Origin of the sequence: Pseudomonas simiae (genome assembly GCF_000934565.1) — a bacterium.
GTDB classification, from domain to species: Bacteria; Pseudomonadota; Gammaproteobacteria; order Pseudomonadales; family Pseudomonadaceae; genus Aquipseudomonas; species Aquipseudomonas simiae.
The window spans coordinates 4,060,725-4,082,708 of record NZ_CP010896.1 but is presented as its reverse complement, the minus strand read 5'-3'; the positions used below and the strand labels follow the sequence as shown (position 1 = coordinate 4,082,708).

The 21,984-nt window shown below is 58.4% G+C and carries 28 protein-coding genes and 1 tRNA gene; 18 read left to right on the top strand and 11 right to left on the bottom strand.

Translation table 11 applies throughout. The features are described 5' to 3' along the window. The first annotated feature begins 11 nt into the window (after window positions 1-11). Genes PF1751_RS18440 through PF1751_RS18415 form a run of 6 tightly spaced genes read left to right on the top strand, consistent with a single transcriptional unit; the run spans window position 12 to window position 5,961 of the window. Entirely contained in the window at window positions 12-1,565 is a 1,554-nt protein-coding gene (locus PF1751_RS18440; protein ID WP_044287546.1) for a sugar ABC transporter ATP-binding protein, read from the top strand. Then, on the top strand, window positions 1,562-2,539 hold the full coding sequence (locus PF1751_RS18435; RefSeq protein WP_010209107.1) for an ABC transporter permease: 978 nt from the start codon (window positions 1,562-1,564) through the stop codon (window positions 2,537-2,539). Before PF1751_RS18440 ends, PF1751_RS18435 begins: the two co-directional genes overlap by 4 nt. A 3-nt stretch (window positions 2,540-2,542) precedes the next feature. Next, window positions 2,543-3,565, top strand: a complete 1,023-nt coding sequence (locus PF1751_RS18430) for a LacI family DNA-binding transcriptional regulator (RefSeq protein ID WP_010209108.1) — start codon at window positions 2,543-2,545, stop codon at window positions 3,563-3,565. A 23-nt stretch (window positions 3,566-3,588) separates the two neighbouring features. Beyond that, a complete protein-coding gene (rbsK, locus tag PF1751_RS18425) occupies window positions 3,589-4,506 on the top strand; it encodes a ribokinase (protein WP_010209111.1) in 918 nt (305 codons plus the stop codon). Then, on the top strand, window positions 4,503-4,907 hold the full coding sequence (gene rbsD / locus PF1751_RS18420) for a D-ribose pyranase (RefSeq protein WP_010209113.1): 405 nt from the start codon (window positions 4,503-4,505) through the stop codon (window positions 4,905-4,907). Before rbsK ends, rbsD begins: the two co-directional genes overlap by 4 nt. Window positions 4,908-4,932: 25 nt before the next feature. Next, on the top strand, window positions 4,933-5,961 hold the full coding sequence (locus PF1751_RS18415) for a nucleoside hydrolase (protein ID WP_021491189.1): 1,029 nt from the start codon (window positions 4,933-4,935) through the stop codon (window positions 5,959-5,961). 33 nt (window positions 5,962-5,994) lie between these two features. Here the strand turns inward: PF1751_RS18415 and PF1751_RS18410 are convergent, their stop codons facing one another. Further along, entirely contained in the window at window positions 5,995-6,207 is a 213-nt protein-coding gene (locus tag PF1751_RS18410) for a hypothetical protein (protein WP_010209115.1), read from the bottom strand. 170 nt (window positions 6,208-6,377) lie between these two features. Between PF1751_RS18410 and PF1751_RS18405 the strand changes: the two genes are divergently transcribed. Both PF1751_RS18405 and PF1751_RS18400 read left to right on the top strand, forming a co-directional pair. Beyond that, window positions 6,378-6,686: a hypothetical protein gene (locus PF1751_RS18405; RefSeq protein WP_029529088.1), complete on the top strand. Its 309-nt coding sequence runs from the start codon at window positions 6,378-6,380 to the stop codon at window positions 6,684-6,686. Between the two features lie 144 nt (window positions 6,687-6,830). Next, on the top strand, window positions 6,831-7,148 hold the full coding sequence (locus tag PF1751_RS18400; RefSeq protein WP_010209117.1) for an I78 family peptidase inhibitor: 318 nt from the start codon (window positions 6,831-6,833) through the stop codon (window positions 7,146-7,148). A 73-nt stretch (window positions 7,149-7,221) separates the two neighbouring features. Here the strand turns inward: PF1751_RS18400 and PF1751_RS18395 are convergent, their stop codons facing one another. Beyond that, window positions 7,222-7,434, bottom strand: coding sequence for a cold-shock protein (locus tag PF1751_RS18395; RefSeq protein WP_003234260.1), 213 nt, complete (start codon window positions 7,432-7,434; stop codon window positions 7,222-7,224). A 289-nt stretch (window positions 7,435-7,723) separates the two neighbouring features. Further along, complete coding sequence (locus tag PF1751_RS18390) at window positions 7,724-8,038, bottom strand: hypothetical protein (RefSeq protein WP_010209119.1); 315 nt, start codon at window positions 8,036-8,038, stop codon at window positions 7,724-7,726. Between the two features lie 367 nt (window positions 8,039-8,405). Here PF1751_RS18390 and thrS point away from each other — a divergent pair, with 367 nt between their 5' ends. The 9 genes from thrS (at window position 8,406) to PF1751_RS18345 (ending at window position 15,861) form a co-directional block, all read left to right on the top strand. Further along, entirely contained in the window at window positions 8,406-10,328 is a 1,923-nt protein-coding gene (gene thrS / locus PF1751_RS18385; RefSeq protein ID WP_010209120.1) for a threonine--tRNA ligase, read from the top strand. Further along, window positions 10,328-10,879, top strand: a complete 552-nt coding sequence (gene infC / locus PF1751_RS18380) for a translation initiation factor IF-3 (protein WP_169850653.1) — start codon at window positions 10,328-10,330, stop codon at window positions 10,877-10,879. Before thrS ends, infC begins: the two co-directional genes overlap by 1 nt. A 60-nt stretch (window positions 10,880-10,939) precedes the next feature. Further along, on the top strand, window positions 10,940-11,134 hold the full coding sequence (rpmI, locus tag PF1751_RS18375) for a 50S ribosomal protein L35 (RefSeq protein WP_002553160.1): 195 nt from the start codon (window positions 10,940-10,942) through the stop codon (window positions 11,132-11,134). Between the two features lie 30 nt (window positions 11,135-11,164). After that, window positions 11,165-11,521, top strand: coding sequence for a 50S ribosomal protein L20 (gene rplT, locus PF1751_RS18370; protein WP_002553161.1), 357 nt, complete (start codon window positions 11,165-11,167; stop codon window positions 11,519-11,521). A 108-nt stretch (window positions 11,522-11,629) separates the two neighbouring features. Continuing rightward, a complete protein-coding gene (gene pheS, locus PF1751_RS18365) occupies window positions 11,630-12,646 on the top strand; it encodes a phenylalanine--tRNA ligase subunit alpha (RefSeq protein ID WP_010209123.1) in 1,017 nt (338 codons plus the stop codon). 26 nt (window positions 12,647-12,672) lie between these two features. Beyond that, a complete protein-coding gene (pheT, locus tag PF1751_RS18360; protein ID WP_010209125.1) occupies window positions 12,673-15,051 on the top strand; it encodes a phenylalanine--tRNA ligase subunit beta in 2,379 nt (792 codons plus the stop codon). A 3-nt stretch (window positions 15,052-15,054) separates the two neighbouring features. Further along, window positions 15,055-15,357 (top strand): integration host factor subunit alpha, encoded by a 303-nt coding sequence (gene ihfA, locus PF1751_RS18355; RefSeq protein WP_002553164.1) that lies wholly within the window; start codon window positions 15,055-15,057, stop codon window positions 15,355-15,357. After that, window positions 15,338-15,694, top strand: coding sequence for a MerR family transcriptional regulator (locus PF1751_RS18350; protein WP_010209127.1), 357 nt, complete (start codon window positions 15,338-15,340; stop codon window positions 15,692-15,694). Before ihfA ends, PF1751_RS18350 begins: the two co-directional genes overlap by 20 nt. 90 nt (window positions 15,695-15,784) lie before the next feature. Next, window positions 15,785-15,861, top strand: a tRNA-Pro gene (locus PF1751_RS18345). Between the two features lie 79 nt (window positions 15,862-15,940). Here the strand turns inward: PF1751_RS18345 and PF1751_RS18340 are convergent. From PF1751_RS18340 to PF1751_RS18330, 4 genes are all read right to left on the bottom strand, one after another. Continuing rightward, complete coding sequence (locus tag PF1751_RS18340; RefSeq protein WP_226994563.1) at window positions 15,941-17,104, bottom strand: tyrosine-type recombinase/integrase; 1,164 nt, start codon at window positions 17,102-17,104, stop codon at window positions 15,941-15,943. Next, complete coding sequence (locus PF1751_RS29545; RefSeq protein WP_226994525.1) at window positions 16,990-17,376, bottom strand: hypothetical protein; 387 nt, start codon at window positions 17,374-17,376, stop codon at window positions 16,990-16,992. Before PF1751_RS29545 ends, PF1751_RS18340 begins: the two co-directional genes overlap by 115 nt. A gap of 82 nt (window positions 17,377-17,458) precedes the next feature. Continuing rightward, entirely contained in the window at window positions 17,459-17,614 is a 156-nt protein-coding gene (locus PF1751_RS29140) for a hypothetical protein (RefSeq protein WP_158497711.1), read from the bottom strand. A gap of 37 nt (window positions 17,615-17,651) precedes the next feature. Beyond that, a complete protein-coding gene (locus PF1751_RS18330; protein WP_044287542.1) occupies window positions 17,652-18,053 on the bottom strand; it encodes a hypothetical protein in 402 nt (133 codons plus the stop codon). Window positions 18,054-18,264: 211 nt separating this feature from the next. Between PF1751_RS18330 and PF1751_RS28520 the strand changes: the two genes are divergently transcribed. Continuing rightward, window positions 18,265-18,504: a hypothetical protein gene (locus tag PF1751_RS28520; protein ID WP_080923219.1), complete on the top strand. Its 240-nt coding sequence runs from the start codon at window positions 18,265-18,267 to the stop codon at window positions 18,502-18,504. A 60-nt stretch (window positions 18,505-18,564) separates the two neighbouring features. On the opposite strand, the gene PF1751_RS18325 is transcribed toward PF1751_RS28520, so the two are convergent. The 4 genes from PF1751_RS18325 to PF1751_RS18305 all read right to left on the bottom strand — a co-directional run bounded on the left by PF1751_RS18325 (window position 18,565) and on the right by PF1751_RS18305 (window position 21,965). Continuing rightward, window positions 18,565-19,011, bottom strand: a complete 447-nt coding sequence (locus tag PF1751_RS18325) for a hypothetical protein (protein ID WP_044287540.1) — start codon at window positions 19,009-19,011, stop codon at window positions 18,565-18,567. A gap of 81 nt (window positions 19,012-19,092) precedes the next feature. Beyond that, on the bottom strand, window positions 19,093-19,542 hold the full coding sequence (locus tag PF1751_RS18320) for a hypothetical protein (protein ID WP_044287539.1): 450 nt from the start codon (window positions 19,540-19,542) through the stop codon (window positions 19,093-19,095). After that, the gene (locus PF1751_RS18315; RefSeq protein ID WP_226994524.1) at window positions 19,539-20,078 is read right to left on the bottom strand and encodes a DUF4406 domain-containing protein; all 540 of its coding nucleotides are present in this window, start codon (window positions 20,076-20,078) and stop codon (window positions 19,539-19,541) included. Before PF1751_RS18315 ends, PF1751_RS18320 begins: the two co-directional genes overlap by 4 nt. A 318-nt stretch (window positions 20,079-20,396) precedes the next feature. Next, entirely contained in the window at window positions 20,397-21,965 is a 1,569-nt protein-coding gene (locus tag PF1751_RS18305; protein WP_044287535.1) for a DNA cytosine methyltransferase, read from the bottom strand. Window positions 21,966-21,984: the final 19 nt, after the last annotated feature.

Sequence of the window (21,984 nt, the reverse complement as noted above, 5' to 3'; positions counted from 1 at the left end):
GAGATTTTCCTATGTCATCTTCCGCCCCGAACGCTGTCCTCTCGGTCAGCGGTATCGGCAAGACCTATGCCCAGCCGGTTCTGTCCGACATCACCCTGACGCTCAATCGCGGGGAAGTGTTGGCGCTGACCGGTGAGAACGGCGCAGGCAAAAGCACCTTGTCGAAGATCATCGGCGGGCTGGTCACACCGACCACCGGGCACATGCAGTTCAATGGCCAGGATTTCCGCCCTGGCAGCCGCACCCAGGCCGAAGAGCTGGGCGTGCGCATGGTCATGCAGGAGCTCAACCTGCTGCCGACCCTGACTGTCGCCGAAAACCTGTTCCTGGATAACCTGCCCAGCCATTGTGGCTGGATCAGCCGCAAGCAACTGCGCAAGGCTGCGATCGAGGCCATGGCCCAGGTCGGCCTGGATGCTATCGACCCGGATACACTGGTCGGCAGCTTGGGGATTGGCCATCAGCAGATGGTCGAAATCGCCCGCAACCTGATCGGCGACTGCCATGTACTGATCCTCGACGAACCCACGGCCATGCTCACTGCCCGCGAAGTCGAGATGCTTTTTGAGCAAATCACCCGCCTGCAGGCCCGGGGCGTGGCGATTATCTACATTTCACACCGGCTGGAAGAGCTGGCGCGTGTGGCCCAGCGCATTGCGGTGTTGCGCGACGGCAAGCTGGTCTGTGTCGAGCCGATGGCCAACTACAACAGCGAGCAACTGGTCACCCTGATGGTGGGGCGTGAGCTGGGCGAGCACATTGACCTGGGCCCACGCACCATCGGCGGCTCGGCCCTGACGGTGAAAGGCTTGACCCGCTCGGACAAGGTCCGCGACGTGTCCTTCGAAGTACGCGCAGGCGAAATCTACGGTATCTCCGGCCTGATCGGCGCGGGGCGGACTGAATTGTTGCGCCTGATCTTCGGCGCCGACCTGGCCGACAGCGGCACTGTGGCGCTCGGTTCGCCGGCCCAGGTCGTGAGCATCCGCTCGCCCGTGGACGCGGTAGGTCATGGCATTGCCCTGATCACCGAAGACCGCAAGGGGGAAGGCTTACTGCTGACCCAGTCCATCAGTGCCAACATTGCCTTGGGCAACATGCCGGAGATCTCTGGCGGGGGCGTAGTCAACAGCCGCGACGAAACCGCCTTGGCCAAGCGTCAGATCGACGCCATGCGCATCCGCAGTTCCAGCCCGGCGCAGTTGGTCTCCGAGCTGTCCGGCGGTAACCAGCAGAAAGTGGTGATCGGCCGCTGGCTGGAGCGCGATTGCTCGGTAATGCTGTTCGATGAGCCGACCCGTGGCATCGACGTCGGTGCCAAATTCGATATTTATGCCTTGCTTGGCGAATTGACCCGCCAGGGCAAAGCGCTGGTGGTGGTGTCCAGTGATCTGCGTGAACTCATGCTGATCTGCGACCGCATCGGCGTGTTGTCCGCCGGTCGCTTGATCGAGACCTTCGAGCGCGACAGCTGGACCCAGGACGAATTGCTCGCCGCCGCCTTTGCCGGCTATCAGAAACGTGATGCGCTGCTCAACGATGCAGTGCTTAGGGATACCCCATGAAAACCACAACTTCCCCCGGCAAGACTGGCGGCAACTTCTACGGCCTCGGCACCTACCTGGGCCTGGCGGGCGCCTTGCTGGCGATGATCGCTCTGTTCTCGGTGCTCAGCGACCACTTCCTGTCCTATGACACCTTCAGCACCCTGGCCAACCAGATTCCAGACTTGATGGTACTGGCGGTGGGCATGACCTTCATCCTCATCATCGGCGGCATTGACCTATCGGTGGGGTCGGTACTGGCACTGGCGGCGTCGGCCGTCAGCGTGGCGATCCTCGGCTGGGGCTGGAGTGTGTTGCCGGCTGCCGTGCTGGGTATGGGCTGTGCAGCCTTGGCCGGTACCATCACCGGCTCGATCACCGTGGCCTGGCGCATTCCGTCGTTTATCGTGTCCCTCGGCGTGCTGGAGATGGCCCGTGGCGTCGCGTACCAGATGACCGGCTCGCGCACTGCCTACATTGGTGATTCGTTTGCCTGGCTGTCCAATCCGATTGCCTTTGGTATTTCGCCGTCGTTCATCATCGCCTTGCTGGTGATCATCGCCGCACAGCTTGTACTAACGCGCACCGTATTTGGTCGTTACCTGATCGGTATCGGCACCAACGAAGAGGCCGTACGCCTGGCGGGGATCAATCCCAAGCCCTACAAGATCCTGGTCTTCAGCCTCATGGGCCTGTTGGCAGGTGTGGCTGCGCTGTTCCAGATCTCGCGCCTGGAAGCGGCGGACCCGAATGCCGGCTCCGGCCTTGAGCTGCAAGTGATCGCGGCGGTGGTGATCGGCGGTACCAGCCTGATGGGCGGGCGCGGTTCGGTGATCAGTACCTTTTTTGGTGTATTGATTATTTCGGTATTGGCGGCAGGCCTGGCGCAGATCGGCGCCACGGAACCCACGAAGCGCATCATTACCGGTGCCGTGATCGTGATTGCCGTGGTCCTCGATACCTACCGCAGTCAGCGCGCCAGTCGGCGAGGCTGAACCATGGCAACGATCAAGGATGTGGCAGCGCTTGCAGGTATTTCCTACACGACGGTGTCTCATGTGGTGAACAAGACGCGCCCGGTCAGTGAGCCGGTGCGCATCAAGGTCGAAGCGGCGATCAAACAGCTCGACTACGTGCCCAGTGCCGTCGCGCGTTCGCTCAAGGCCAAGACCACAGCCACCATCGGTTTGTTGGTGCCCAACAGCCTCAACCCGTATTTTGCCGAGTTGGCCAGGGGCATCGAGGATTACTGCGAGCGTAACGGCTATTGCGTGATCCTGTGCAACTCCGACGACAATGCCGAAAAGCAGCGCAACTATTTGCGCGTGTTGCTGGAAAAACGCATCGACGGCTTGATCGTAACTTCGGTGGGCGGCGATGACAGCGGCCTTGCCGCTGGATTGAGCGCGGTACGTACGCCCATGGTGATTGTCGACCGGGCGCTGGATGGCATCGACGTGGATTTGGTGCGTATTGACCACGAGGAGGGCGCCTACCTGGCGACCCGACACTTGCTCGAACTGGGCCATCGAGACATCGCCTGCATCGGCGGACCTGCCCATACCCGTGTCGCGCAAATGCGCTTGGCGGGCTATCACCGTGCGCTGCGAGAGGCAGGCGTAACGGTGGCAGCCAATCGCACCCAGGAAAGTGACTTCACCAGCACGGGCGGTTATACCGCCGCCGTGCAATTGTTGACGGAAAATCCGCCCAGCGCGATTTTTGCCAGCAACGATATGATTGGTTTCGGCGTGTTGCGCGCAGCAGCGGAGCGTAACATCCGCGTGCCGGGCGAGCTGTCGGTGATCGGTTTTGATGACATTCAAATGGGCCGTTATGTCTACCCGGCGTTGACCACGGTCGGGCAATCGATCGTGCAACTCGGCGAGACGGCGGCCGAACTCTTGCTGCGAAGAATTGCAACACCCCACATGCCGATCGATCAACGTATCGTGACGCCGAGCATTGTGTTGCGCGAGTCGACGGCGCCCGTCGCCGGTACATTTGCCCAATACCGCTGAACCGAATTGATGAGTACTGATGTATGCCAGCAAAAGTAGTGGTAGTAGGCAGCTTGAACATGGACCTGGTGACCCGCGCCAGCCGGCTGCCGCGTGCCGGTGAAACGCTGATCGGCCAAACGTTTTCCACGGTGCCTGGCGGTAAGGGCGCGAACCAGGCTGTAGCTTCGGCACGCTTGGGGGCCGATGTTTCAATGATTGGCTGCGTTGGCAGCGATGCCTATGGCAGTCAGTTGCGCGAGGCATTGCTGGTGGAAGGCATCGATTGCCAGGCCGTCAGCACCGTGGACGGCTCCAGTGGCGTGGCGCTGATCGTGGTCGATGACAGCAGCCAGAACGCGATTGTGATCGTGGCGGGCAGTAACGGCGAACTGACGCCTGCGTCGTTGCAGGCGTTCGACGCAGTATTGCAGGCGGCTGACGTGATCGTCTGCCAGCTGGAAGTCCCGATGAATACGGTGGGCTATGCGCTCAAGCGCGGCCGTGAGCTGGGTAAGACGGTGATCCTCAACCCGGCTCCCGCCAGCGGTCCATTACCGGCTGAGTGGTATGCATCGATCGACTATTTGATCCCCAATGAAAGTGAGGCCTCCGCACTCAGCGGCGTGACAGTCGATTCGATTGACGCTGCCAAAGTGGCTGCGACCCAATTGATTCAGGCGGGCGCCGGCAAAGTCATCGTCACGCTGGGGGCTCAGGGCGCGTTGTTTACCGACGGCCAGCGCTTTGAGCATTTGCAGGCGCCGAAGGTCAAGGCAGTCGACACCACGGCAGCGGGGGACACCTTTGTTGGTGGCTTTGCCGCGGCGTTGGCCAACGGCAAAAGCGAGGCCGAGGCCATCCGTTTTGGCCAGGTCGCGGCGGCACTGTCGGTCACCCGTGCCGGTGCGCAGCCCTCTATTCCAACGCTGCACGACGTACAAGGTTTTGTGCCCTCATGAAAAAGACACCTCTGCTCAATATCGCCCTGTCGCGCGTGATCGCCTCTCTGGGGCACGGCGACATCCTGGTGATCGGTGATGCCGGCCTGCCGGTGCCGCCGGGCGTCGAGCTGATTGACCTGGCGTTGACCCAGGGCATCCCGGATTTCATCAGCACCTTGCGTATCGTGCTCAGTGAAATGCAAGTGGAGAGCCATGTGTTGGCCGAAGAAATCCTGCTCAAGCAACCGCCGGCACTGGCTGAACTCAACGCACTCACAGAACAGACCGCCCTCGGTGAGCGGCGCCTGGTCAGCCATGAAGAATTCAAACAGCTCAGCCGCAAGGCACGCGCCGTGGTGCGCACTGGCGAATGCCAGCCTTACTGCAATATCGCGCTGGTGTCCGGCGTAACGTTCTAGCGTTCTCAACGACAAGGAGTGTTTTATGCAATGTAGTCTTCCAACCCTGAAAAACCTGTTCCGGAGTGTTCTGCTTTTGTCCGCACTCACTGCTGCAAGCGCCCAGGCGGCGGAAAAGATCGATCTGATCATCGACACCGACCCCGGCGCTGATGACGTGGTGGCCTTGCTGTTCGCCATGGCCTCTCCGGATGAGCTGAACATCCGCGCGCTGACCACCGTCGCCGGCAACGTTCGCCTGGACAAGACCTCCCGTAACGCCCGGCTGGCCCGTGAGTGGGCAGGGCGGGAAGAAATCCCGGTGTACGCCGGTGCGCCGGCACCTCTTCTGCGCAAACCGATCTACGCCGAGAACATCCATGGCAAGGAAGGTATTTCCGGTGTCACCGTGCATGAGCCCAAAAAGGGCCTGGCGGACGGCAATGCCGTTGATTACCTGATCAAGACCCTCAGCACCGCCAAGCCTCACAGTATCACCATCGCCATGCTTGGCCCGCAGACCAACCTGGCGCTGGCATTGACCCAGGCGCCGGAAATCACCCAAGGCATCAAGGAAGTGGTGGTGATGGGCGGTGCGCACTTCAATGGCGGCAATATCACCCCGGTGGCGGAGTTCAACCTGTTCGCCGACCCGGTTGCAGCCGAGATTGTGCTCAAGAGCGGCGTAAAGCTGACCTATCTGCCGCTGGACGTGACCCACAAGGTACTGACCAGCGAAGCACGCTTGAAAAAGATCGCCGACATCAAGAACAACGCGAGCAAGGTGGTGGGCGATATTCTTAACGAATACGTCAAGGGCGACATGGAGCACTACGGCATTCCTGGCGGCCCGGTGCATGACGCTACCGTTATCGCCTACCTGCTCAAGCCTTCGCTGTTCAGTGGTCGTCAGGCCAATATGGTGGTGGATAGCCGTGAAGGCCCGACCTTCGGCCAGACCATCGTCGATTGGTACGACGGCCTGAAGCAGGACAAGAATGTGTTCTGGGTTGAGAATGGCGACGCGCAGGGCTTCTTCGATTTGTTGACTGAGCGCCTGGCGCGCCTGAAGTAAGGGGTTGACCGGTCGGCGTTCGCTGGCCGGTTCTTATTCGCGCTCGGGGTCGTGTGCCCCCATGTGATCGGCCGGATACTTTTCGAATATCTGGCCGATAAACGCTTGCGCCGCCTGCGTGCCCAGTTCCTTGACCAGTAGGTCGATACCAATGATTGCCAATTCCTCTGGGCTGCCAGGACTGTAGGAGCTTTGTCCTTGTGGCCACTTGGCTTTGATGTCGGCTTGGAGCGTTACGGTGGTCATGACTGTCTCGCGGGGTTGAGAGTACTGGGCAATGCGCTGGAACGCGGTTCTTACCGGGCCAGTTAACCATTTTGTACCGCGTTTGGCACTGATACTTAGGCATGAGGCGATTCGGAATGACGGCGACGCTGTGCGACACTGTTCGCCTGTTTAATTGCCGGGGACACCACGTGCAGATCGATTTGAACAATCCCGAGAACCTGACATTGGGAAATGTGCGCCTGCTGCTCGCCAGTGCCAGCGACGACGAACATACCCAGTTGCGCGTGACCAAGGCCGGAATCGCCTATATCTCCTCTGGGAGGGTGGTAGGTGGTGTGGATATCGACGGGCTGCTGTTCCGCCTGGAGACCTGGGCAAAAGGCTCTGGATACGTAGGTAATGTGGCCGCCAGCGATGAAGTCTGGGTGACGCAGATTTTCAATGCGCTGAAGGAAAACTGGCCGAAGCCGGCGTTCGACTACATCGACATCTACTGAACACATTCATATCTGGTCACGATTGACCGGGCGAATGCCTGCCCAGAGTCAGGCAGACTTGCCCAGCGGCGGTTTACGTCTTGAAACCAATCCGCCCAATCGCTGTCGCACGATCTCTGTCCATTTTTTATCATAGGAGGCTTCATGCCTTGGAAGCTCGCATCATTCGGTACTTTGTTGGCAGCGCTCGCGTTGGCGGGTTGCAGCACCCAGGGCGCCTCTGAGCCAGCCAAAGACGCCGTGGCCGATGCCGGTCATAGCCGCTGTGAGTCGAAGGCCGCCGAATTCACCATCGGCCAGAAAGCCTCGCCCCAGTTGCTGGAGCAGGCCCGTACCCGTGCCGGTGCCCAGAACGCACGCATCCTCAAGCCTAACGATATGATCACGCTGGAGTACCGCTCCGACCGCTTGAATCTGAACACCGACGATAACCTGGTGATCACGCGGGTCAATTGCGGGTAAACCGCTCCAGGCTTTAGCCGCGCCCATAAAAAACCCCGTCACATGGACGGGGTTTTTTTAGCTCAGCGGAGAATTACTCGCCGCGAACCTGTGCAGCTTGCATACCCTTTTGGCCTTTCTCAGCCACGAAGGAAACGGTTTGGCCTTCTTTCAGGCTTTTGAAACCGTCGCTTTCGATAGCTTTGAAGTGTACGAACAGGTCGTCACCGCCACCTTGAGGAGTGATGAAGCCGAAGCCTTTTTCATCGTTGAACCATTTAACGGTGCCGGTTTGGCGATTAGACATGGTGTATCTCCAAGAAACATATATTTTCAGTAGTGCTGTGCTGCTCAGGCCAACTGGGCACACCGGGCTATCATAGTCGAAATGTTCGACTTGGGAGCCCCCCCAAGGCATTGTTTGCTAATCAATAGCGTCGCATTAAGTGCTTTGGTCGGCTGAAAGCCCCGAATTACGGGGCTTTGGCTCGAAATATCAGCTAGTAAAAAAAGCCGTAAAAGCTGTGTAATTTGTGCGAAATGGCAGTTTTCGGGCCATTTTTTCGGCAAAACAGCTGTGTGATCAGCCGCAAATCTTACTTTTTCTTCACCACTTTGCAGGACGAAATAGCCGCGACCGCTTTGTTTTTAAGCTCCGGGCTGGCGTTCTGATTGGTCATCAGTTCCTTGATTTCGGCAGTGCTCAATTCGGCGTTGATCTTGTCGGCGCCACATTCGCAGTGGGCTTTGGCAGTTTTGACGTCTACGTTCTGGCTGGCAGCTGCGCTGCAATCGCTGACGAAGCTATCGCGAGCACCGGCTGGCCAGTTGGACGGGGCTGCTGCGTGCGCGCCAAGGGAAAGAACAGTCAGGGAAGCGGCGAGAGCGAGAGTAGAGGTAAAACGCATCATGAGGATGCTCCTTTGGGTCGAGGACGAACGGCGATTCTCAGTGGGTTTGAGGTAGTGCGTACAGCTCAAGTTCACTTTTGCAGCTATAAAGGCCGGATTTTGTCGTTACGCAAGATAGCAGCGCCGCGATGACCGTTCATCTGTGCTAGGATCTTGCGCTTGGCTATTTCCAGGCGCGCCAATTGCCGCCTTGCCATATTCTTTTTAGCTCACTCCAGTCACTCTGGTTCGATTATCGGTTGGCCGAAAGGCTCCTGCCGCTGTAAGGCAGGCGTTCATTACTGAGCGGCCTGGTGTTGGATCTTGTACTGGCTCATCCCAACCCACGTGACCTTTGGTAGGGGTCACCACTAGGAGAGGAGGCGCCATGCCAACTATTACTCTTCCCGACGGCAGTCAACGTTCATTCGATCATTCGGTTTCCGTAGCCGAGGTCGCCGCATCCATTGGTGCTGGCCTGGCCAAGGCCACCGTGGCCGGCAAGGTTGACGGCAAGCTCGTCGACGCCAGCGACCTGATCACTCGCGATGCCAGCCTGCAAATCATCACGCCCAAGGATCAAGAGGGGCTGGAGATCATTCGCCACTCTTGCGCGCACCTGATTGGCCATGCGGTCAAGCAGCTGTACCCAACGGCGAAGATGGTGATCGGTCCGGTCATTGAAGAAGGCTTCTATTACGACATCGCCTACGAACGTCCTTTCACTCCGGACGACCTTGCTGCCATCGAGCAGCGCATGCATGCGCTGATCGAAAAAGATTACGACGTGATCAAGAAAGTCACGCCGCGCGCCGAAGTGATCGACGTGTTCACCGCCCGTGGCGAAGACTACAAGCTGCGCCTGGTGGAAGACATGCCGGACGAGCAGGCCATGGGCCTGTACTACCACGAAGAATACGTCGACATGTGCCGTGGCCCGCACGTGCCGAACACGCGCTTCCTCAAGTCGTTCAAGCTGACCAAGCTGTCTGGCGCCTACTGGCGTGGCGACGCGAAGAACGAGCAACTGCAACGGATCTACGGCACTGCCTGGGCTGACAAGAAGCAGCTGGCGGCCTATATCCAGCGCATCGAAGAAGCCGAGAAGCGCGATCACCGCAAGATCGGCAAGCGCCTGAACCTGTTCCACCTCCAGGAAGAAGCGCCGGGCATGGTGTTCTGGCATCCGAATGGCTGGACCCTGTACCAGGTGCTTGAGCAGTACATGCGCAAAGTACAGCGCGAGAACGGTTACCTGGAGATCAAGACTCCCCAGGTCGTTGACCGTAGCCTCTGGGAAAAGTCCGGGCACTGGGCCAACTACGCCGACAACATGTTCACCACGCAGTCGGAAAACCGCGACTACGCCATCAAGCCGATGAACTGCCCTTGCCACGTGCAGGTGTTCAACCAGGGCCTGAAAAGCTACCGCGAGTTGCCGATGCGCCTGGCCGAGTTCGGTGCCTGCCACCGTAACGAGCCATCGGGTGCGCTGCACGGCATCATGCGCGTGCGTGGCTTTACCCAGGACGACGCCCACATCTTCTGCACCGAAGAGCAGATGCAGGCTGAATCCGCCGCGTTCATCAAGCTGACCATGGACGTTTATCGCGATTTCGGCTTTACCGACGTCGAGATGAAGCTGTCCACTCGTCCGGAAAAACGCGTCGGTTCCGATGAGCTGTGGGATCGCGCCGAAGCTGCACTGGCCGCTGCGCTCGACAGTGCGGGCCTTGCGTACGATCTGCAGCCGGGCGAGGGCGCTTTCTACGGTCCGAAGATCGAGTTCTCACTGAAAGATTGCCTTGGCCGCGTCTGGCAGTGTGGTACCCTGCAGCTCGATTTTAACCTGCCGATCCGTCTGGGCGCCGAATACGTGTCCGAAGACAACAGCCGTAAACACCCGGTCATGCTGCACCGGGCGATCCTCGGCTCGTTCGAGCGGTTCGTCGGGATCCTGATCGAGCACTACGAGGGTGCATTCCCTGCGTGGCTGGCTCCGACCCAGGCAGTGATCATGAATATCACTGATAAACAGGCAGATTTTGCCGCTGAAGTTGAAAAAACACTCAACGAAAGCGGATTTCGTGCCAAGTCCGACTTGAGAAATGAAAAGATCGGCTTTAAAATCCGCGAGCATACTTTGCTCAAGGTTCCCTATCTTTTGGTTATCGGAGATCGGGAAGTCGAGATGCAGACTGTCGCTGTGCGTACTCGTGAAGGTGCTGACCTGGGCTCGATGCCCGTCGCCCAGTTCGCTGAGTTCCTCGCGCAAGCGGTTTCCCGGCGTGGTCGCCCAGATTCGGAGTAATTATTATTAAGCGTGAAATGAGACAAGATAAACGAGCTGCACCGAAAGCCCCGATCAACGAGAATATCTCGGCACGCGAGGTTCGGTTAATTGGCGCTGACGGCGAGCAGATTGGCATCGTCTCGATTGATGAAGCGCTTCGTATCGCTGAAGAGTCCAAATTGGACCTGGTGGAAATCTCCGCCGACGCAGTCCCGCCTGTTTGCCGGGTGATGGACTACGGCAAGTCGATCTTCGAAAAGAAGAAGCAGATTGCTGCGGCGAAGAAGAACCAGAAGCAGATTCAAGTAAAAGAAATCAAGTTTCGTCCAGGGACGGAGGAAGGGGATTACCAGGTAAAACTGCGCAACCTGGTACGTTTCCTGAGTGATGGGGACAGGGCCAAGGTATCCTTGCGATTCCGCGGCCGTGAGATGGCCCACCAGGAGCTGGGGATGGAACTCCTCAAGCGGGTTGAAGCTGACCTGCTGGAGTACGGTTCCGTCGAGCAGCATCCTAAGATGGAAGGACGCCAGCTGATTATGGTCATCGCCCCGAAAAAGAAGAAGTAATCAACAGGGCACGGCAGGCCTTCTGATTATGTTTATCAACTGAATGCGGAGTATCCGAACATGCCAAAGATGAAGACTAAAAGTGGTGCTGCTAAGCGGTTTCTGAAAACTGCTAACGGTATCAAGCACAAGCACGCTTTCAAGAGCCACATCCTGACCAAAATGTCGACCAAGCGTAAGCGTCAACTGCGCGGTAGCAGCTTGCTGCATCCGTCTGACGTGGCAAAAGTCGAGCGCATGCTGCGCCTTCGTTAATTTTTGGATCAAGAATAGAGGAAGTAACTCATGGCTCGTGTAAAGCGTGGCGTCATTGCCCGTAAACGTCACAAAAAAATTCTGAAACTTGCTAAAGGCTACTACGGCGCGCGTTCACGCGTATTCCGTGTTGCCAAGCAAGCGGTAATCAAGGCAGGCCAATACGCCTACCGTGACCGTCGTCAGAAAAAACGTCAGTTCCGCGCTCTGTGGATCGCTCGTATCAACGCTGGTGCACGTGTTAACGGTCTGTCCTACAGCCGTTTCATCGCTGGCCTGAAAAAAGCGTCCATTGAGATCGACCGTAAGGTTCTGGCTGATCTGGCAGTGAACGAAAAAGCGGCGTTTGCTGCGATTGTCGAGAAAGCTAAAGCCACCTTGGCTTAAGTACCCCCGACAGTCACCTTGGGTTACGCTGTAGCCCAAGGTGTTAAACGTCATAAATAGGGGAAGAGCCTTCAAGCTCTTCCCCTATTTTGTATCTGGAGTCTGTACATGGAAAACCTGGACGCGCTCGTCGCCCAAGCCCTTGAGGCTGTGCAAAGCGCTGAAGATGTAAATGCCCTGGAGCAAATCCGGGTTCACTACCTTGGCAAAAAAGGTGAATTGACTCAGGTGATGAAGACCCTGGGGAATTTGCCGGCTGAAGAGCGTCCGCAAGTCGGTGCGCTGATCAACGTCGCCAAGGAGCGTGTCACAGAGGTGCTCAATGCGCGCAAGGCGACCATGGAGGAGGCCGATCTCGCGGCCAAACTCGCCGCCGAGTCCATTGATGTAACCCTGCCTGGTCGCGGCCAGGCCTCGGGCGGTCTGCATCCGATCACCCGGACTCTGGAACGTATCGAGCAGTTCTTCACCCACATCGGCTACGGCATTGCCGAAGGCCCTGAGGTCGAAGACGATTATCACAACTTCGAGGCGCTCAACATCCCAGGCCACCACCCGGCCCGGTCGATGCACGACACCTTCTATTTCAACGCGAACATGCTGTTGCGCACCCATACCTCGCCGGTACAGGTCCGCACCATGGAAGCGAACAAGCCGCCGATCCGCATTGTCTGCCCAGGCCGTGTGTACCGCAGCGACTCCGATATCACCCACTCGCCGATGTTCCACCAGGTCGAAGGCCTGCTGGTTGATCGCGACATCAACTTCGCCGACCTCAAAGGCACCATTGAAGAATTCCTGCGGGTGTTCTTCGAGAAGGAGCTGGCGGTGCGGTTCCGTCCATCGTTCTTCCCGTTCACCGAGCCATCCGCTGAAGTCGACATGGAATGTGTGATGTGCAGCGGTAAAGGCTGCCGCGTCTGCAAGCAGACCGGCTGGCTGGAAGTGATGGGCTGCGGCATGGTTCACCCTAACGTGCTGCGCATGTCCGGCATCGATCCGGAAGAGTTCTCGGGCTTTGCCTTCGGCATGGGCGTTGAGCGTCTGGCCATGCTGCGTTACGGCGTGAACGACTTGCGTCTGTTCTTCGACAACGACTTGCGGTTCCTCGCGCAATTTCGCTAGTCGTAACGAATCTTTAGGAGAGCAGGATGAAATTCAGTGAACAATGGCTGCGTGGCTGGGTAAGCCCGCAGGTAGATCGTGACGAGCTGGTTGCTCGTCTGTCGATGGCCGGTCTTGAGGTCGATAGCGTTACCCCGGCCGCCGGTGTCTTCAGTGGCGTGGTGGTGGGTGAGGTGCTGAGCACCGAGCAGCACCCTGACGCCGACAAGCTGCGTGTATGCCAGGTCAGCAATGGCGCGGAAACCTTCCAGGTCGTGTGCGGAGCGCCCAATGTGCGCCCGGGCCTGAAGATCCCGTTCGCCATGATCGGTGCCGAGCTGCCGGGCGACTTCAAGATCAAGAAGGCCAAGCTGCGCGGCGTCGAGTCCAACGGCATGCTGTGCTCCCAGGCAGAGCTGCAGGTAGGCGAGGGCAACGATGGCCTGATGGAACTGCCGGCCGATGCGCCAGTGGGCCAGGACATCCGTGTTTACCTGGAGCTGGAAGACGCCAGCATTGAGGTCGACCTGACCCCGAACCGCGGTGACTGCCTGTCCCTGGCTGGCTTGGCCCGTGAAGTCGGAGCGCTGTATAACGCCCCGGTCACCCGCCCAGTCGTCGCCGCCGTGCCTGCGGTGCACGACGAAGTACGCTCGATCGAAGTGCTGGCGCCCAACGCTTGCCCGCGCTACCTGGGTCGCGTGATCCGCAACGTCGACCTGTCCAAGCCAACCCCTCTGTGGATGGTTGAGCGCTTGCGTCGCGCCGACGTGCGCAGCATCGACGCTGCCGTCGATATCACCAACTACGTGATGCTGGAGCTGGGCCAGCCGCTGCACGCTTTTGATCTTGCCGAAATCAACGGCGGCATCCGCGTGCGCCTGGCCGAAGAAGGCGAGAAGCTGGTGCTGCTCGATGGCCAGGAAGTCAGCCTGCGTGCCGATACCCTGGTGATTGCAGACCACTCCCGCGCCCTGGCGATTGCCGGCGTGATGGGGGGCGAGCACAGCGGCGTGTCCGCGACCACTCGCGATATATTCCTTGAGAGTGCGTTCTTCGACCAGATCGCCATCGCCGGCAAGGCCCGCTCCTACGGCCTGCACACCGATGCATCGCACCGCTATGAGCGCGGCGTGGACTGGAAGCTGGCGCGTGAAGCCATGGAGCGCGCCACTGGCCTGCTGCTGGAAATCACCGGTGGCGAAGCCGGCCCGATCACCGAAACCGTGAACGAGCAGTACCTGCCGTCTGTTGCGCCGATCACCCTGCGTGCCAAAAGTGTCGAGCAGATGCTTGGCCTGGTGATCGAGCCGGCTGAAATCGAACAACTGTTGTCCGCCCTCGGCCTGGGTATTTCCGCAGGCGGGGAAGGGCAGTGGACCGTTGAAGTGCCAAGCCATCGCTTCGATATCAGTCTGGAAGTTGACCTGATCGAAGAATTGGCTCGCCTCTACGGCTACAACCGTCTGCCGGTTCGTTACCCGCAAGCGCGCCTGGCGCCACAACCCAAGGCCGAGGCGCGTGCGCACTTGCCCGAGTTGCGTCGTCTGCTGGTTGCCCGTGGCTACCAGGAAGCGGTGACCTACAGCTTCATCGATCCCAAGCAGTTCGAGCTGTTCAACCCAGGCGTCGAGCCGCTGCTGTTGGCCAACCCGATCTCCAACGACATGGCGGCCATGCGTTCGTCCCTGTGGCCAGGTTTGGTGAAAGCGCTTTCCCACAACCTGAACCGTCAGCAAGACCGTGTGCGCATGTTCGAAAGCGGCCTGCGCTTCGTCGGTCAGTTGGACGGCCTGAAGCAAGAGCCGATGCTGGCTGGCGTGGTTTGCGGCAGCCGTCTGCCGGAAGGTTGGGCACAGGGTCGCGACGCTGTGGACTTCTTCGACGTCAAGGCTGACGTGGAAGCGGTGCTGGGTTTTGCGGGTGCTCTGGATGCCTTCACCTTTGTACCGGGCAGCCATCCTGCATTGCACCCTGGCCAGACTGCGCGCATCGAGCGCGAAGGTCGCCTGGTAGGCTTCGTCGGTGCCATTCACCCTGAGCTGTCGAAAACCCTCGGTCTCGACCGTCCGGTCTTCGTGTTTGAGCTGGTTCTGGCTGAAGTGGCCTCTGGCAAGATGCCTAAATTCAGCGAGTTGTCGCGCTTCCCTGAAGTGCGCCGTGACCTGGCCCTGATCGCCGACCGTGAAGTGGCCGCCACTGCCGTTCTGGAGGTAATCCGTGAAAATGCAGGGGAATGGCTGACAGACCTCAGGCTATTTGACGTCTATCAGGGTAAAGGTATTGATCCGCATAGAAAAAGCCTTGCAGTTGGCTTGACCTGGCAGCATCCATCGCGCACTCTTAATGACGATGAGGTGAATACCACGACACAAAATATCCTCACCTCGCTCGAACAAAGGTTGAACGCCACGTTAAGGAAGTGACGTATGGGGGCTTTGACGAAAGCTGAGATGGCGGAACGTCTGTACGAAGAGTTGGGTCTGAACAAGCGCGAGGCCAAGGAATTGGTCGAGCTGTTTTTTGAAGAGATCAGACACGCTCTGGAAGACAACGAACAGGTCAAATTGTCCGGTTTCGGCAATTTTGACCTGCGGGACAAACGCCAGCGGCCTGGCCGCAATCCAAAAACGGGAGAAGAAATCCCGATCACGGCTCGCCGTGTGGTCACCTTTCGTCCAGGGCAGAAGTTGAAGGCCCGAGTTGAGGCTTATGCTGGAACCAAGTCATAACGACGAGCTACCCGTCATCCCAGGCAAACGCTACTTCACCATTGGTGAAGTCAGCGAGCTCTGTGCGGTAAAACCGCACGTACTGCGCTATTGGGAGCAGGAGTTTCCTCAACTCAACCCCGTCAAACGCACCGGGAACCGTCGGTATTATCAGCGCCAGGATGTGCTGATGATCCGACAGATCCGTGCGTTGCTGTACGATCAGGGGTTCACCATCAGCGGCGCGCGCCAACGCATGTCCGGTGATGAAGCCAAAGACGACACCACCCAATACAAACAAATGATCCGCCAGATGATCGCCGAACTCGAAGATGTGCTGGTGGTTCTGAAAAAGTAATTCCGGCTTTTAAAATACTTCCACATTTCAAAAGCTTGCGGTATATTCCGGATCGCTTCGTCAAGAAGCGTACCCAGTAACACGCCTAGTCGGGGCGTAGCGCAGTCCGGTAGCGCACTAGCATGGGGTGCTAGGGGTCGAGTGTTCGAATCACTCCGTCCCGACCATATTTTTCAATGACTTAGGCCAATGTTCACAGCATTGGCCTTTTTCATGTGCGTGACTTTTGCGTGACTTCTATATTTTTCACGCCTGCTTCCTCTTCAAAATTGTCAGGACCGGTCCGCGAGAATCGGTTGCTGATACCATGTTCGCAGCTTCGATCAGATGCCCGAGTTCAGCGCCCGAGTAGTGACTGGTGATGCTGCCGTTCTTGTGCCCCAGCAGGGCCTTGCGATCTTCTTCGGTTACGCCTGCTGCGCGCAGCCGGCGGCCAAATGTGTGCTTGAGGTCATGGATCCTGATGGATGCATACCCAGGGTGAGCGGGGCGAAGGTTTTCCTCCTGCCAGAGTTTCGCCGCTCTCACCCGCGCCTTCTTCCAGGCTGAGTCGTTCATGCGGTGCATCGCGGTTCCGTTGTATGGGAAGACCCACTCCTTGCTGATGCCGCGTTGCTTCTCAATGATCGACCTGGCCACGCTGTTCAGCACCACCAACCTTTCGTCACCATTTTTCACGCCAGAGCGCTCATGCCGGCCACCAAAGTCGGCCGGTATCAGAAATACGCTGGTGCCCAGTTCCGGTACCGCGATCTCCCAATCCCACCTCAGCTTGCAGACTTCCTGCTCCCGGGTGCCGGTGTTCACCTTGAACAGCGCCATCGTTTGCAGGTGCGCCGGCAACTCCCCGAAAAGAATCGACTGCTCCGGCCATGACATTGGGTATGGCTTACGGCTCGACTTCTTCTCTTCCAGCTTCGTGAGCATCGGCACGCTATCCAGCCACGGCCTGCGCTCATCGTCTCGCCACTTCCTGGCACACAACGACAAAATCCGAACCACGCGTTCTATCGAAATGTTCACCGTTCTGTTGCTGACGCCCTTCTTGATCTTCCCGTTCTCCAGCTTCTTCGTCGCCAGCCTGTCTTTGATGAACGGCACCAGGGCCTGGTCATCGATATGGGTCAGCGGCATGTCGCCAATGAATGGGTCCAGCTGTGAAAGGTGGTGGGCGGATAGCTTGATTGACGGCTGGTCTTTGAACTCCAGCAGGAAGCGAGTTGCCGCCTCCCGCCACGTCCTTACCTTCTTTACTCCATACACCTTCTGTTGCCGGATCTGCTCCAACCTATAAATCAGGTAGCGTTCCGCTTCTTCCCGGTCACCAGTTCCAGTGCTTTCGTAAAGTCGTTCTCCGTTGATTTTCTTGTCGATATGCCAGATACCTTTCCTTTGGGAGAGGCCTGTGATCGATTTTCGCGCCATGATTTATCTCCTTTCCGGCGCTCGCTGCGGGGCGATTGTTGCTCCGTTGCGCCTTTTTTATCAATCGCCTTTGCCTCGACGTATGCCGTGGCCCAGTCGTCCAGTTCTTGCCGATCGAACCCGACGCCACGCCCGCCGATTGGGAACTCGCTGACGAAGGGTCTGACGGTCTCGTCGAAGATTGCCCGGCACATGCCCAGATAACCCGGAGCCTCTTTGGCTCGAATGAAGCGCGGGATCAGCTGTTGAGCGCCCATACCTTCCTCCTGCCGCCCATGCTGGGCAGCGTCTTAATGATGTTCATGGTGAAGATCTACTCTGCGTGCGGCGGCAGAGTGTTCAGTGGATAGTCACGCTGTCCTGGCCCGGGGCGACGGCGCGTGCCTGCTGTTCTGTGCGGAAGGACATGTGCTGCTTGATTCCGCTGCATTCCGCGATCACCCACCAATAACCGCCAAAGCGGTTTGGGCCTTTGATGATTTTGGTAATGGTCATTTGGTGTCCTTGCCGCGCTGGGCGGCAGAAGGTGGGGTTATGCTGTCCGGCGTCCGCTCTCTTTCTGGCGCTCTATGTCGATTTGCTCGTAGAGGGCGTCGACTCTTTTGCTTTTCCTGTCGATGGCCTGTGAGCGTTTGATGTGGTCTGACATAGCCTTGTCGTAAGGCTCGATTTGCTTGAGAAGCCGAAGTTTCTCTTCAGGGTCTTTCGACTCATTGAGTTGGGCTGCAAGCCGGTCGCGCGCCTTGAAATCCACACCATCCAACGCCCGGTTTTCCTTTTGCATCTCGTCGAGAACTTCGGCGGATTGCCGTTCCCAGCGCAGATACAGAACGTCGCTTCGTTTTGGGCGGAAGAAGTACTGGTTCTTGATCCAGGCAACCAGTTCATCCTTCGTCATTTCATCGAGGACATCTTTCGCGGACGAATCTTTCATGCAGGAGTACCTCGCCCGCCGCTCACCGGCAGGCTTTTGAGTTGGAGGAGGGGCAAAAAAGGGGAGGGTGTTAGCCGAACTGCTATACGGAACTTTTCAACCTTTTTTTGTACAAACAGGTGTTTCGTGTATAGGTTGTCCTGCCGCAATCAAGGTAGGAGAACTATTCGGTTAACTGGCTGCAGACCGCCACAGAACATCGACCGCCACCATGAATTCCACAGAAGATCTACGATTCCAGGCACACGTTCTTCTTGTTGAGCTTGATGCTGCTACGACGCAGTTAATGATGCTTGTAGTTGCGGGCGAGCTCTCCGGTCCGAGCTGGGATGAAGCCTTCGCTCGTCAAAGCTCCGCTTATTCAGCTTGGGTAACCACCGTAAAAGGCGTCAAAGTCGACCCAATGCCAATTCTCGATGGTCGTGCTCCTGAGGAGCCGCTCACTTCCTGATGCCGCATCACCGCGGCCCCTTGTAGCAGTACACCTAGGCGAACCAGAGGGTGGCGATCATCAGTAATCTCCCCAATCCAATCCTTGAATGTACTCGCTCGGGATGGTCACGGCCTCGGTCGGTATGGTGCTTTCGACTTCATGGTTGCCGAAGTATTCGATTGCTGCCTTCGCGCGCTCCATGGACAACTGGGCATGCTTCATCTGCCATGCTTTGCGGGCCTTGTACGAGCGCAGTGCCAGCGCCTTGTCGGTGTAGGCGAAGCGCCGGCCCCATTCGCCACCTTCTTTCAGCACGCGCTTGCGACGTTTCTTGATCGCCTCAGCAGTCCAGTTGTATTGAGGGCCTTTGACCATCGCGCAGGTATGGGTGTCGCCGATGTAGTAGCACTGTTCGGTTTCGCCAATCACCTGGTAAGTGATGCAGTGGACCTCAAGGCCATCCGGGCCAATGGTGTCGATGTAACGGAAGTGATCCGGCCAGGCTTTTTGAGTTTCTTCAGTCATGACTTCGTCCTTGCCGCTATAGCGGCTGACTTTGAAAGGGGGAGGGGTTACAGGTTTTGCGGGTGGAGTACAGATGTACTCCTATCGGGATTTGGCGGCACGCTTGCGGAACTCGTAAACCATGCCGCGCAAATCTATCAGAGCTTCCTGCAGGTCGCTGCGGGTGGAGTCGATACTCTCAAACAGCTCCCCTTCACCGTCGTCGCCGCCCTCATCGACGGCCAGAAGAGCCAGCCCATATGCCTGGAACTTCGCCAACACGTCATCGGCTGACTTGGCCATGTACTCGGCGTGCTCAATGGCATAGTCCTTGTTGGATCGCTCATTGGTGACAGGCGCTGCCGGAGCGGCGGCGAGCATGGCGGCCCAGCACAGTTTCGCGCGGAACGCCGCTTGCTGGCAGCCGCTCATCCCTTGGTATTGCTCCCAGATTTCCTCGTTGGTGAAGCTCTCGTCAGGCACCGACTCGAAACCGTGTATCACCATGGTTTCGGTCGGTTCAATCGGCACCAGTTTCCATTGACTGCTCATAAAGCCTCCCTCGTTACCAGATCATGGGCATCCACAACCGTCATGCCGAGGCGTTTGGCGATCAGGACTTCCAGGCGCGCGCCCTGTGACTTCTCCCAGTCAGGCAACAGGGCGATTACACCGCATAGGCCCAGGCGGGTCAGGTTGTAGGCCATGTAGTCGGCCCACTGGGCACCCTCGACGATGCCGTGGTCTGCGGGGTTCTCAATTTCGTAGCCCTGGGCGCGCAGGTGGTCGGCGACGGCGTTGAAGGCGGGGTAGTTGAAGTCAGCGATACCCGTCATGGGCCCCGCCACGTATACGCGGTTGGCGCGGCTTGCCTGGAGCGTTACGAATGGCTCGCCTGGCTGACTTTTACCGCTGAATGCCCATGCGGTAGGTCCCTGGCACATCTCGCAAGTGAGGTTGCGCGTGATTTCGTCGATCGCTTCGCGATCAAGCTTCTTGCCGTAGTGGTTGACGAGCTCGTTGGCGATCGTAAATACCATAGTGCCGAGTCGTGTGGATTGCGGGTTTTGGTTCTCTTTAGTGCGCATGGGGAGTCCTTGCCGGGCCATGCCCGGGCGGTGGAGTGGTGACATTTCTGGGATCAGCTACAGTTGGCTGGTCATTCACAAGGAGCATCAGAAAATGACTTGCTTGATTTGCAAAAAGCCCGCTCAGAACATTCAGACCATTGGCGATTTCGATGAACTGAAATGCTCTGATGGGTGTGGTCACTACAGAGCCTCAGGAACGCTAATCGCGGCCTTGAGGACTTCGGGGAGGTCTTTGGACGTACAGCAGACAAGGCAGTGGCTGGCGGCACACCGGGTAACCGAGCCCGCGCCAATCATCACCTCGTCGACTGCAATCTACGTCTGAAGCTGGATTAGCAGGCGCTGGCCGATCCATCGAACCACGGTGACGGCCTTGCTGTTGCCGATCGCCTTGTAGCGGGGGCCGTCCGGGCATGCGCTGGCTGGTTTGCCGCGCCATGGGATCAGGGTGTAGTCGTCGGCCATACCCTGAAGGCGTTCGCACTCGCTGGGAGTGAGTCGACGGACAGCACTGGTGGAAGACACAACGTTGGGGCCCAGGGATGAGTCGGTGTTGTCCACTTGCTTGCCGTAGTTGCTGGTCAAGGTTTGAGCTACGTCGCGGCATGCGACTATCGGCTGCCCACGGCCTGTTCCGTCCTCACTCCCATCGAACCCTTCAGCTTTCAGAGTGTGAGTGATGTCGCCAGTGATGCAGACGGCCACCTGGCCCCCGGCGTTGGCGTGGCTGCCTGAGTGATTCATGGCGCGCAGGGTCGGCGCGATCTCCCCGGCGTCAGCGCCGTGATCCTTGCAGGAGAAAGCCAGCACCGCGTTTTCCTGGCCGTTATTCCTGCCCAGGGCAAAGGCGAGCCTTTCGCTGACACCAGGATCTTGTGTGCCGTGCACGACCAACAGGCCCGACTCGGCATCTTGTTGGGTTGCGCTGCCAGCCGCCTTGCCGCCAGCCTGAAGCGTGCCGGCCACAATCAACAGACTTTCCCGGCTCTCATGATCGCCGTATTGGTTTGTTGTGAGCGGCGCCGTAACGACGAATGTTTCGGTCTCAGCATCCATCCTTGTCCCGCCAGGGTGTGCGCTGAGAGCTGTTGCTACCTCGGTCTGTTCGCAGTTGGCGCCGCCGCCGAAAGCTACTGACTGAAGATGGCCTGCTATTGCGTGGTCGACATCGCTGCCGCCGTCAGTGCTTCTAAGAGCGCCGGCGGGAGAGTCCGCTTTCTCGCCTCGGCGCGGCGCAGAATCCCGGCGCACGCCTTCGCGCTCAAAAAGTACCTGGATGGGATCGAACCCTTCTCGAGCACTTGCGACAACGAACACACGACGGCGTCGTTGGGCCAGGCCGAAATATTGGGCGTCCAAGACCCGCCAAGCGATTGTTCTTTTGGGTCCATACACACAACCAGCGTCCTGCCATTTCTTCCCTGGAGGCTGCAGCTCGCAGTCTTCCCCAGCAAGCGCGCCAAGAAAGCATCCGAAGGCGTTCCCTTTGTCACTGAGGACGCCGGGGACGTTCTCCCAGGTAAGGACGCACTCAGCTTCTCCTCTTGCGGTTCGAACATAGTCAACTGCATCTGCAAGCTCCACGTATTTGATGGTGAGGGCGCCGCGCGGGTCAGTGAGACCTTCGCGCAGGCCGGCGACCGAGAAGGCCTGGCATGGGGTGCCGCCGACCAGCGCGTCCGGCGCCGGGATCTTGCCGGCCAGCACCAAGGCCGCCAACTTGGTCATGTCGCCGTGGTTCGGAACGTTGGGATAGTGGTGGGCCAGTACCGCCGAAGGGAACGGCTCAATCTCGGCGAACCATGCGGCGCGCATGCCCAGCGGGTGCCACGCTTGTGTTGCAGCCTCAATGCCGCTACACACGCTTCCGTAAGTGATGGCCATATGGTGTATCCTTCTTGAT

Excerpts from the sequence above, each read along its gene's own strand:
- PF1751_RS18440 (WP_044287546.1), top strand. The coding sequence starts at position 12 with ATGTCATCTTCCGCCCCGAACGCTGTCCTCTCGGTCAGCGGTATCGGC.
- PF1751_RS18435 (WP_010209107.1), top strand. The coding sequence starts at position 1,562 with ATGAAAACCACAACTTCCCCCGGCAAGACTGGCGGCAACTTCTACGGC.
- PF1751_RS18430 (WP_010209108.1), top strand. The coding sequence starts at position 2,543 with ATGGCAACGATCAAGGATGTGGCAGCGCTTGCAGGTATTTCCTACACG.
- rbsK (WP_010209111.1), top strand. The coding sequence starts at position 3,589 with ATGCCAGCAAAAGTAGTGGTAGTAGGCAGCTTGAACATGGACCTGGTG.
- rbsD (WP_010209113.1), top strand. The coding sequence starts at position 4,503 with ATGAAAAAGACACCTCTGCTCAATATCGCCCTGTCGCGCGTGATCGCC.
- PF1751_RS18415 (WP_021491189.1), top strand. The coding sequence starts at position 4,933 with ATGCAATGTAGTCTTCCAACCCTGAAAAACCTGTTCCGGAGTGTTCTG.
- PF1751_RS18410 (WP_010209115.1), bottom strand. The coding sequence starts at position 6,207 with ATGACCACCGTAACGCTCCAAGCCGACATCAAAGCCAAGTGGCCACAA.
- PF1751_RS18400 (WP_010209117.1), top strand. The coding sequence starts at position 6,831 with ATGCCTTGGAAGCTCGCATCATTCGGTACTTTGTTGGCAGCGCTCGCG.
- PF1751_RS18395 (WP_003234260.1), bottom strand. The coding sequence starts at position 7,434 with ATGTCTAATCGCCAAACCGGCACCGTTAAATGGTTCAACGATGAAAAA.
- PF1751_RS18390 (WP_010209119.1), bottom strand. The coding sequence starts at position 8,038 with ATGATGCGTTTTACCTCTACTCTCGCTCTCGCCGCTTCCCTGACTGTT.
- thrS (WP_010209120.1), top strand. The coding sequence starts at position 8,406 with ATGCCAACTATTACTCTTCCCGACGGCAGTCAACGTTCATTCGATCAT.
- rpmI (WP_002553160.1), top strand. The coding sequence starts at position 10,940 with ATGCCAAAGATGAAGACTAAAAGTGGTGCTGCTAAGCGGTTTCTGAAA.
- rplT (WP_002553161.1), top strand. The coding sequence starts at position 11,165 with ATGGCTCGTGTAAAGCGTGGCGTCATTGCCCGTAAACGTCACAAAAAA.
- pheS (WP_010209123.1), top strand. The coding sequence starts at position 11,630 with ATGGAAAACCTGGACGCGCTCGTCGCCCAAGCCCTTGAGGCTGTGCAA.
- pheT (WP_010209125.1), top strand. The coding sequence starts at position 12,673 with ATGAAATTCAGTGAACAATGGCTGCGTGGCTGGGTAAGCCCGCAGGTA.
- ihfA (WP_002553164.1), top strand. The coding sequence starts at position 15,055 with ATGGGGGCTTTGACGAAAGCTGAGATGGCGGAACGTCTGTACGAAGAG.
- PF1751_RS18350 (WP_010209127.1), top strand. The coding sequence starts at position 15,338 with ATGCTGGAACCAAGTCATAACGACGAGCTACCCGTCATCCCAGGCAAA.
- PF1751_RS29545 (WP_226994525.1), bottom strand. The coding sequence starts at position 17,376 with ATGGGCGCTCAACAGCTGATCCCGCGCTTCATTCGAGCCAAAGAGGCT.
- PF1751_RS29140 (WP_158497711.1), bottom strand. The coding sequence starts at position 17,614 with ATGACCATTACCAAAATCATCAAAGGCCCAAACCGCTTTGGCGGTTAT.
- PF1751_RS18330 (WP_044287542.1), bottom strand. The coding sequence starts at position 18,053 with ATGAAAGATTCGTCCGCGAAAGATGTCCTCGATGAAATGACGAAGGAT.
- PF1751_RS28520 (WP_080923219.1), top strand. The coding sequence starts at position 18,265 with ATGAATTCCACAGAAGATCTACGATTCCAGGCACACGTTCTTCTTGTT.
- PF1751_RS18325 (WP_044287540.1), bottom strand. The coding sequence starts at position 19,011 with ATGACTGAAGAAACTCAAAAAGCCTGGCCGGATCACTTCCGTTACATC.
- PF1751_RS18320 (WP_044287539.1), bottom strand. The coding sequence starts at position 19,542 with ATGAGCAGTCAATGGAAACTGGTGCCGATTGAACCGACCGAAACCATG.
- PF1751_RS18315 (WP_226994524.1), bottom strand. The coding sequence starts at position 20,078 with ATGCGCACTAAAGAGAACCAAAACCCGCAATCCACACGACTCGGCACT.
- PF1751_RS18305 (WP_044287535.1), bottom strand. The coding sequence starts at position 21,965 with ATGGCCATCACTTACGGAAGCGTGTGTAGCGGCATTGAGGCTGCAACA.